Below are 8,884 nucleotides of genomic sequence, written 5' to 3' on the forward strand. Positions count from 1 at the left end.
TCAGGAGTTCTCCATGTCGACCGGCTGGATCGTTCTCGGCGTTATCGTCGTCCTCGTGCTATTCGCCTTCGGCGCCTACAACCGGCTGGTCGCACTTGGCCAGCGCGTCAGCCAGGCCTTTGCCGATATCGACGTGCAGCTCAAGCAGCGCCACGACCTCGTCCCGAACCTGGTCGAGACGGTGAAGGGTTATGCCTCGCACGAGCGCGGCACGCTCGACGACGTCATCAAGGCGCGCAATTCGGCGATGTCGGCGCAAGGCCCGGCGCAGGTGTCGGCAGCGGAGAACCAGCTCTCCGGCGCGCTGGGACGGCTGATCGCGCTGTCGGAGGCCTATCCGGACCTCAAGGCCAACGCAAACTTCCAGCAGCTTGCGAGCGAGCTCTCCGACCTCGAGAACAAGATCGCGGCGAGCCGCCGCTTCTTCAACAACGCGGTCCAGGAATACAACACCGGCATCCAGCAGATGCCGGCCGCGCTGTTCGCCGGCATGTTCGGCTTCACCAAGAAGGACTTCTTCGATCTCGGCGCGAGCCGCACCGAGGTCGAGGCGGCACCGCAGGTCAAGTTCTGATCGCCGCGGATTGACCGGCAGGACAGCGCGCCATGGCCGCGTATGGTCTCTACACGCATATCGCATCGAACAAGGTCCGTTCGATACTGCTGCTCGCGGGCCTGTTCCTGCTGCTCTACGTGCTGGTCTATGCCGGCGCGCTGGTTGCCGAGGTCGTCATCAACGGCGATCGCACGGTCAGCTATTACCTGACGCACGCGCTCTCAGACCTGAAGAGTGCGGCGCCTATCGCCACGATCGCGGCGATCGTCTGGATCATCATCGCCTATTTCTTCCACCAATCGATGATCGACGCGGTCACCGGCGGCCATTCGGTGACCCGGCAGGAAGAACCGCGGCTCTATAACCTGCTTGAAAATCTCTGCATCTCGCGCGGCATCACCATGCCGAAGCTGAAGATCATGGAGAGCCCGGCGCTGAATGCGTTCGCGACCGGGCTCAACCCGCGGCAATATTCCATCACCGTCACCACGGGCCTCCTGAAAGCGCTGAACGACCAGGAGATCGAGGCCGTGCTTGGCCACGAGCTGACCCACATCAAGAACGGCGACGTGCAGCTGATGGTGGTCGCCGTGATCATCGCCGGCGTGGTCGGATTCTTCGGCGAGTTGTTCTTCCGCCTGTTCACGAATTTCAGCTGGAGCTCGGGCTCCGGCGGCTCGTGGTCGTCAGGCTCGTCATCGTCCCGCTCGTCATCCTCCTCGAGCGACAGCAAGAGTTCCGGCGGCGGCGGCGCGGTCATCGTCATCATCATCGCGGTGGTGCTGATCGTGGTCGCCTGGCTGATGTCACAGGTGGTGAAGCTCGCGCTGTCGCGCTCGCGCGAATATCTGGCCGATGCCGGTTCGGTCGAATTGACCAAGAATCCCGACGCGATGATCTCCGCGCTGCGCAAGATCGAGAACCGCGGCGAGTTGCCGGGCGCGACCTCGGCGGTGATGGAGCTCTGTGTCGACAATCCCCGTGAGGGCTTTGCCGACCTGTTTGCGACCCACCCGTCCGTGCAGTCGCGGGTCGACGCGCTGGTCGAGTTCGCCGGCGGGCACGATTCCGGTCCGCCATCATTTGCGGACGAAACCGAGGAGCCCGAGGACGAGCACAAGGCTGAACAGGAACAGCAGGCCGGCCCGCCGCCGGTGCCCGCCAGCCCCTGGGGTGATTCCCATGCGCCGCAGGGGACCGAGCCGTCGCCGTCCGGAACCGCCAGGGGGAAGCCGATCCCCAATCCGCTGGGCAACGTGTTGGGCAATCCCTCGGGCCCTTGGGGCCGTCACTAGAGCCGCGGGATTTACCGCTCCTTTTCCACCGCACCAAAAGTCGTCGGAAAAATCGCAGTATTTGCCGCGCCGAGGCCGCAAGGATTGAATTCTCCCTTGTTTCTGCCATGTTCGCGCCCAACAGCAGACTTGAGAAGACTTGGGCGGCAAAACTTCAGAATCAGGACTTGGGACCCGGCCGATCGACCAACGCGATCGGCGGGCGCGCGTTAGGGGACGTCAATGGCAGCAAAGCCGGCAGTGGTTGTGGTGGGCGCGGACAAGGGCGGGGTCGGCAAGACCACGGTATCGCGCACCTTGCTCGATTATTTTTCCGCCAACAACGTGCCGACGCGCGCGTTCGACACGGAATCCCCGCGCGGCACACTGAAGCGCTTCCACCCTGACATCACCGAGATCGTCGACATGACGACGACGGCGGATCAGATGAAGATCTTCGACACGCTCAACGCCGTGAGCCCGTCGGTGACCGTGATCGACGTCCGCGCCGGTCTCTTGTCGCCGGCGCTGGCCTCGCTGCGCGACATCGGCTTCCTCGACGCCGCCAAGGCCGGCCAGATCACCTTCGCCGTGTTCCACATCCTGGGCCCCTCGATCGCCTCGCTGGAGGAGATCGCCGAGACGGCCGGCTTCATGACCGGCGCAAAATATTTCCTGGTGAAGAACTTCATCAACGACACCCAGTTCTTCCAATGGGACCAGGCGACCTACAATTCGTATTTCCACCGCATCAAGGATGCGACGGAACTGACGATCCCGAAACTGAACGAAATGGCCTATGAGCAGGTCGAGGTCTCGTCCGTTCCGTTCCTGAAATTCGTCGCCAACAAGGGCATCCACGACGAGGCCGCGAACTATTCTTTCGTGCTGCGCGGCTATGTCCGGCACTGGCTCGCGAACGTCTGGAGCGAATTCGACCGTATCCGCCTGACCGACATCGTCGGCTCCAAGCCTGCGGCGCGCAGCGGCGGCAGCAGCGAAAAATAGTTGCGAGACCCGTACGGATACGGCTGGATTGGGCGAGACCTTCGCACCGATAATAGCTTCCGATGCCCGCCACGCCCGTCTACATCATCTGCTCAACCCGCCCGCAGGTCGGCAAGACGCTGCTGGCGCGGCTGCTCACGGAATTCCTGCTGCTCAAGAACGGCGACGTCGCCGCCTTCGACGTCAATCTGAAGGAACCGTCGCTGCTCGACTATCTGCCGAAGGTCACCGAGACCGCCGACGTGATCGACACGTTTGGCAAGATGCAGCTCATGGATCGCGTCATCGTCGATGACGGGCTCGCCAAGGTGATCGACCTCGGCTTCCACGCCTTCGACGAGTTCTTCAAGATGACCGACGAGATCGGCCTGCTGAAGGAAGCCGCGCGCCGCCACGTCGCGCCAATGATCCTGTTCGTCGCCGACACCGACCGCATCTCGGCGCGCGCGCATGAGATGCTGCGCGCCCAGATCCCGCGGATCAATCTGATCACCGTGGACAACGAGTTCGTCGTGCGCGGCGAGTTGCCGCCGGCCATGGAGGGCGGCCGGCTGCTCCGCCTGCCGGCGCTGCCAGGCTTCCTCAAGACCTATATCGACCGGCTCAACTTCTCCTTCACCGCCTATCTGCGGAATGAGAAGGACTCTTCGACCGAGCTGCACCAATGGATCCGGCGGAATTACCTCGCCTTCCGCGAGCTCGAGCTCAGCCTGATCCTGCAGCGATCCTGAAGGTGGTCATTCCGGGGCGCGACGAAGTCGCGAGCTATGATGCGCAATTGCGCATCTGAGAATCCATCTGGCCACAGAGACAGCCGCACAATGGATTCCGGGTTCGCGCTGACGCGCGCCCCGGAATGACGAGAGAGATTTATTTTACCCGGGTAATATTGACTGGCGGCCAACTTCGCCCTATGAGGTCTCGCGACAGCAACGACCTGCCGAGGACCTTCCCGTGACCACCGACCGAAAAGCCGCGATTGCCGCCTACAAGGAGCGCAAGGTGTTTGCCGGCATTTTCGCGGTCCGCTGTGCGGCCTCCGGCGAGGCCTGGGTCGGCCAGGCGCTGAACCTCGAGAAGGTCCAGAACCGCATCTGGTTTACGCTACGCCAGGGCGGCCACCCCTGCCGCAGCCTGCAGGCCGCCTGGAAAGCGCATGGCGAGGCCGGCCTGACGTTCGCGGAATGCGAGCGGCTGGACGAGGACGAGACGGACTATGTGAGGAACGCGCTCCTGAAGGAGCGCATGTTGCATTGGCTCGCGGAGCTGAAAGCCGAGGCGATCTAATCGGCTCTAATGCCCCTCGAACGTCATCAGCGTGCGTACGGGCACGTCCATGGCGCGCAGCTTGGCGGCGCCTCCGAGCTCGGGCAGGTCGACGATGAAGCAGGCAGCGACCACGTTGGCGCCGATCTGGCGCAGCAGCTTCACCGCGCCTTCCGCGGTGCCGCCGGTGGCGATGAGGTCGTCGACCAGGATGACGCGTTCGCCGGGTGCAACAGCGTCGACATGCATCTCCATCTCGTCGATGCCATATTCGAGAGAGTAAGCGATGCGCACGGTGGTGTGCGGCAGCTTGCCTTTTTTCCGGATCGGCACGAAGCCCGCCGAGAGCTGGTGCGCGACCGCGCCGCCGAGGATGAAGCCGCGCGCCTCCATGCCGGCGACCTTGTCGATCTTGTTGCCGGCCCAGGGATTGACCAGCTCGTCGACGGCGCGGCGGAAGGCGCGCGCGTCCGCGAGCAAGGTCGTGATGTCGCGGAACATGATCCCGGGTTTGGGATAGTCCGGGATGGTGCGGACGCTCGCCTTCAGATCGTGATCAAAAGTCATCGGTATCCCATGTTAGCTGTCATTCCAGGACGGCTCGAAGCGCCGAACCCCATTGCGCAGTTGCGCAATGTGGAATCTCGAGATTCCGGGTTCGATGCTCCGGGCCGCTTCGCGGTCCCGTCGCATCGCCCCGGAATGACGAGCTCTATACTCTGATCCTGCACTCAATTCGTCCCCGCATCCAGCCGGAACGCGTTCTCGACAATACGCAAGCCCACCTCGCCGCCGAGCGACATCAGCGACTCCGGATGGAATTGCACGCCGGCGACCGGCAACGTCTTGTGCTCCAGCGCCATGGCGACGCCATCCTCGGTGCTGGCGGTGACGCTGAGAACCTCAGGCATGCTGTCGCGCTCGACATAGAGCGAATGATAGCGGCCGATGACGATCTCGTTCGGCAGATTGCGCATCAGGCGGCCGCCGCGGACCTGCACCCGCGACGGACGGCCGTGGGCGGGATGCGCGAGCTGGCCGAGCTCGCCGCCAAAATATTCGCCGATCGCCTGGACGCCGAGGCAGACGCCGAACACCGGCAGCTTCTTCTCGAGCGCCGCGTCGATGGTCTTCCTGATCGCAAAGTCCTCTGGACGGCCGGGTCCGGGCGACAGCACGAGCAAGTCCCACTTTTTCTGCTTGAGCATGTCGAGCGCGTGCACATAGCGGACCACGGTGACGCTGGCGCCGACCTGGCGGAAATAGTCGGCGAGCATATGCACAAAGCTGTCGTCGTGGTCGATCAGCAGCACCTGCTTGCCGCTTCCGGTCGCATCCGGCGCAAAGGTCGACAGCGGTTTTGGCGGATCGCCGCGCAGCGCCTGAAACAGGGCTGCCGCCTTCACCTGGCATTCCCTGTCTTCGGCGGCCGGGTCCGAGTCGAAGAGACAGGTGGCGCCGACCCGCACCTCGGCCAGCCCATCCTTCATGCGGATAGTGCGGATGGTGAGGCCGGTGTTGATGCTGCCGTCGAAATTCACGGCGCCGATCGCGCCGGCATACCAGCGCCGCGGCGAGCGCTCGTGATCCTCGACGAACTGCATCGCCCAGAGCTTTGGCGCGCCTGTCACCGTCACCGCCCAGGCATGGGTCAGGAACGCATCGAGCGCGTCAAAACCCGGACGCAATATGCCCTCGACGTGGTCGACGGTGTGGAAGAGTTTTGAGTAGGTCTCGATCTGCCGCCGCGCCAGCACCTTGATCGTGCCGGGCACGCAGACGCGCGCCTTGTCGTTGCGGTCGACGTCGGTGCACATGTTGAGCTCGAACTCGTCCTTCTCCGAGTTCAGGAGCTGGCGGATCTGCTCGGCGTCGCCGATCGCGTCTGTGCCGCGCGCGATGGTGCCTGATATCGGGCAGGTCTCGACCCGCCGTCCGTCGGAGCGCACGAACATCTCGGGCGAAGCCGACACCAAAAATTCGCCGTCGCCGAGATTCATCAGCGCGCCGTAAGGCGACGGGTTGATGACGCAGAGCCGCTGAAACACCTCGGCCGGCGAGCGGTCGCAGGGCTCGCCGAAGAGCTGGCCAGGCACCGCCTCAAAGAGATCACCGCGCGCGAAGGCCGCGCGCGCCGTCTCGACGGTGGCCTGGTATTCGCCCGGCGCGTGATCGGCAAAGCCCTGGCGCGGCGTCCTGAGATAGGCGCTGTCGGGCGTCTCGCGCGGCAGGCCGGCGGTCGACTGGCCCTTCCAGGCGAAATCGTATGAGATCACGACGCCGCGGCCGGTGGCGCGGTCATAGGCCAGCAGGCGATCGGGCACGTAGAGCACGATGTCGCGCTGGTCCTTGTCGCGCGCGCGCTTCTGCACGAGATCCTCGATCTGGAAGACGAGGTCGTAGGCGAAGGCGCCGAACAGGCCGAGCATGCCGTCGTCATTGGCGGAGAACGCGGCGATCAGGTCGCGCACCAGCGACATCACGCTGGCGCGCCGCGTGCGCTGGTCCTCTTCGACCGGCGCCTCGCCGCGGATGATGTGGCCGGCGAGCCGCGACGGCGTCCGCTCCGAGATCACCACGCAGGGTTCGCGAATGACGTCGCCGAGGAAGGCGATCAGCACCTTGCCGCGGTCGTTGAGCGCTTCCAGCGTGAAGTTGAAGCCTGATGTCTCGAGCTTCAGCGGCGGATCGGAAAAGCCGAGGTCAAAGCTCTCGTAGCGGCCGGGGACGGTGGTGCCCGACGACAGCACGACGCCGCGGCGGCGATCGAGCAGGCTGACGAGATCGTCGAGCCTGCTGGCGCCGCCCGTGAACTGCTCCGCCACGCGCGTGATCGCGAGACCTGCGCGGGTCGCGTAGTCGCTTCTGGCCGGGAGGGCAAAGACTGTCCTGTTCATGGGGTCCTCTTACGAAACTTGCCGAGGGAACGCCACACAGGACAAACGAACAGGCCGCCGCACCATGCTGGCGACCTCTGACGATTTGGGAATGGAAAATCGCACCGGCCACCTCTTTAGGAGGTGCGCCACCAAAGACGGGATGGGCGGACAACGGTGCTCATGGGGGAACTAAAGACCATCCGCCGCGGATGATGTCAAGGGAGCGGCCGGGACGCACACCTGCTCCGATCATCCTGCGCTACCGACGGCCAACTGGTTATTGTTCGTCCGGTTCAGGCAGCCAGTCAAATTTGCGCTTCTTTCGGTCCCATTTGAGGACGGATATGCCATCGCAATCCATGCAGGACCAGGCGACAATGGTGTTGTCCTTGCCCTTCTCGAGCGCGCCGAACTGATGGTCGGTCCGCACGGCACTCACAAATCTGACCTTGGCTTTCCCGTCCGCAGGTTGGTCGAGGATCAGGATGAACCTGCCCTTCTTGCCTGAGCATTCTTGATACACGCCCACCAATGCGACCTGCTTCGTGGCCGAGCCATCGAAACGTCCCTCGATCGCGAAGGACCTCTCAGCCCCCAGCATTCCATCAGCACCGAGCAGCTCCCTCGGAATGAGATCCTCGCGAAACTCGGTTGCCTTGCACCAATCCTTTCGAATCCGGTTCGCCGGGATGCCGCGAACCTCCGTCGTGAATGGCTCAAAATCGGCAATAACCCACCAGGCCGAGGTCTTCAGATCGCCCTTGAGCGTCACAAATCCCTGCTGCGCCGGCGCATGAGCGATGGCCAGCACAAGAGCCCCGCCGACAGTAGCGATCCATCGCGCCGCACGTCCGCGCATGCGACGTCCGAAACGAAGAGCTCTGCCGAGCATCGTATCCACGGTCATTCAGCCGCCCGCAGCGGAAAGCACTCATCCCAGATGCTTCCGGAAAAACTCCGTCGCGCGGCCCCAGGCGAGTTCGGCGGCTTCGCGGTCGTGCACGGCCTGGCGCTGCTCGTTGACGAAGGCGTGCTCGGCGTCATAGCGGAACAGCTCGAGCGACTTGCCGGCCGCCTTCATGCCCTTTTCGAAGCCATCGACCACCTGCGGCGTGCACCAGTCGTCCTTGTTGGCAAAATGCGCCTGGAGCGGAATCTTGACGTCCGCGGGTTTTGCCGCCTGCTCCGGCGGGATGCCATAAAACACGACGCCGGCGGCAAGCTCCGGGATCTTCGTTGCACCGATGATGGTTACGGCGCCGCCGAGGCAGAAGCCGGTCAGGCCGACCTTGGCGCCGTTCTTGGAGAGAAATTGCGCGGCACCACGCACGGTCTGCGTGGTGGCGTCCATGAAGTCGAGCGAGTTCATCTCGCGATTGGCGGAGTCGGTGTCGTGATACGGCACCACCGTGCCCTTGTAGAGATCGGGCGCCAGCGCATCGAAGCCGGCGAGTGCAAAGCGGTCGCACAGGCCCTTGATCTGGTCCTGCAGCCCCCACCATTCCTGGATCACAACCACGCCCGGGGCGTTACCGCGTGCGGCGTTGGCGAGGTAGCCCGACGCGTCCTTGCCGTCCGGCCGCTTGAAGGTGATGACGGTTCCCATGCTTTCCTCCGATGAGTTTCTTCAGGGGCTGTTGCGGGCATTTTGGCCGCTGTGCGCGCCGGAGGCAATCGCAACCGGCAACACACTCTCGTGCCCCGGATGCTGCGCAGCGCGCTGCCCCTTTGCGGCGTGGTGCGCTGCTAACCCGGGGCCCATGCTGGGTCCCGGCTCTGCGGCGCATCGTTACACGCTGCGCCGCGTCCGGGACACGAGACCAAATCGGGATAGGGGGGAGCCTCTCAGCTCCGCCCCTCCCACACCACCGTACGTACGGGTCCGTATACGGCGGTTCGGT

Annotated in this window: 9 protein-coding genes; 5 read left to right on the plus strand and 4 right to left on the minus strand. The window is 64.1% G+C overall.

Translation table 11 applies throughout. The features are described 5' to 3' along the window. The first annotated feature begins 13 nt into the window (after positions 1–13). The 5 genes from JQ632_RS30530 (at position 14) to JQ632_RS30550 (ending at position 4,125) form a co-directional block, all read left to right on the plus strand. Positions 14–574: a LemA family protein gene (locus JQ632_RS30530; protein WP_212406361.1), complete on the plus strand. Its 561-nt coding sequence runs from the start codon at positions 14–16 to the stop codon at positions 572–574. Between the two features lie 32 nt (positions 575–606). Next, positions 607–1,851 carry a M48 family metalloprotease gene (locus tag JQ632_RS30535; protein ID WP_212406362.1) on the plus strand — a complete coding sequence of 415 codons (1,245 nt, stop codon included), beginning with the start codon at positions 607–609 and terminating at the stop codon, positions 1,849–1,851. Between the two features lie 222 nt (positions 1,852–2,073). Beyond that, positions 2,074–2,838 (plus strand): hypothetical protein, encoded by a 765-nt coding sequence (locus JQ632_RS30540; RefSeq protein ID WP_212406363.1) that lies wholly within the window; start codon positions 2,074–2,076, stop codon positions 2,836–2,838. A gap of 62 nt (positions 2,839–2,900) precedes the next feature. Continuing rightward, on the plus strand, positions 2,901–3,569 hold the full coding sequence (locus JQ632_RS30545; RefSeq protein ID WP_212406364.1) for a hypothetical protein: 669 nt from the start codon (positions 2,901–2,903) through the stop codon (positions 3,567–3,569). Positions 3,570–3,792: 223 nt separating this feature from the next. Beyond that, a complete protein-coding gene (locus JQ632_RS30550) occupies positions 3,793–4,125 on the plus strand; it encodes a GIY-YIG nuclease family protein (protein WP_212406365.1) in 333 nt (110 codons plus the stop codon). Positions 4,126–4,131: 6 nt separating this feature from the next. Here JQ632_RS30550 and JQ632_RS30555 read toward each other — a convergent pair whose 3' ends face one another. From JQ632_RS30555 to JQ632_RS30570, 4 genes are all read right to left on the minus strand, one after another. Next, positions 4,132–4,671: an adenine phosphoribosyltransferase gene (locus JQ632_RS30555; RefSeq protein ID WP_212406366.1), complete on the minus strand. Its 540-nt coding sequence runs from the start codon at positions 4,669–4,671 to the stop codon at positions 4,132–4,134. Positions 4,672–4,835: 164 nt separating this feature from the next. After that, complete coding sequence (locus JQ632_RS30560) at positions 4,836–7,001, minus strand: anthranilate synthase component I (RefSeq protein WP_212406367.1); 2,166 nt, start codon at positions 6,999–7,001, stop codon at positions 4,836–4,838. A 259-nt stretch (positions 7,002–7,260) separates the two neighbouring features. Further along, positions 7,261–7,890 carry a hypothetical protein gene (locus tag JQ632_RS30565; RefSeq protein WP_249152644.1) on the minus strand — a complete coding sequence of 210 codons (630 nt, stop codon included), beginning with the start codon at positions 7,888–7,890 and terminating at the stop codon, positions 7,261–7,263. 24 nt (positions 7,891–7,914) lie between these two features. Further along, positions 7,915–8,589, minus strand: a complete 675-nt coding sequence (locus JQ632_RS30570; RefSeq protein WP_212406368.1) for a dienelactone hydrolase family protein — start codon at positions 8,587–8,589, stop codon at positions 7,915–7,917. Positions 8,590–8,884 lie beyond the last annotated feature (295 nt).

The sequence above is a fragment of the Bradyrhizobium liaoningense genome (assembly GCF_018130955.1).
Taxonomy (GTDB): domain Bacteria; phylum Pseudomonadota; class Alphaproteobacteria; order Rhizobiales; family Xanthobacteraceae; genus Bradyrhizobium; species Bradyrhizobium liaoningense_C.

Bases quoted from the DNA above. Each gene is read 5' to 3' on its own strand.
- JQ632_RS30530 (WP_212406361.1), top strand. From the start codon at position 14: ATGTCGACCGGCTGGATCGTTCTCGGCGTTATCGTCGTCCTCGTGCTA.
- JQ632_RS30535 (WP_212406362.1), top strand. From the start codon at position 607: ATGGCCGCGTATGGTCTCTACACGCATATCGCATCGAACAAGGTCCGT.
- JQ632_RS30540 (WP_212406363.1), top strand. From the start codon at position 2,074: ATGGCAGCAAAGCCGGCAGTGGTTGTGGTGGGCGCGGACAAGGGCGGG.
- JQ632_RS30545 (WP_212406364.1), top strand. From the start codon at position 2,901: ATGCCCGCCACGCCCGTCTACATCATCTGCTCAACCCGCCCGCAGGTC.
- JQ632_RS30555 (WP_212406366.1), bottom strand. From the start codon at position 4,671: ATGACTTTTGATCACGATCTGAAGGCGAGCGTCCGCACCATCCCGGAC.
- JQ632_RS30560 (WP_212406367.1), bottom strand. From the start codon at position 7,001: ATGAACAGGACAGTCTTTGCCCTCCCGGCCAGAAGCGACTACGCGACC.
- JQ632_RS30565 (WP_249152644.1), bottom strand. From the start codon at position 7,890: ATGACCGTGGATACGATGCTCGGCAGAGCTCTTCGTTTCGGACGTCGC.
- JQ632_RS30570 (WP_212406368.1), bottom strand. From the start codon at position 8,589: ATGGGAACCGTCATCACCTTCAAGCGGCCGGACGGCAAGGACGCGTCG.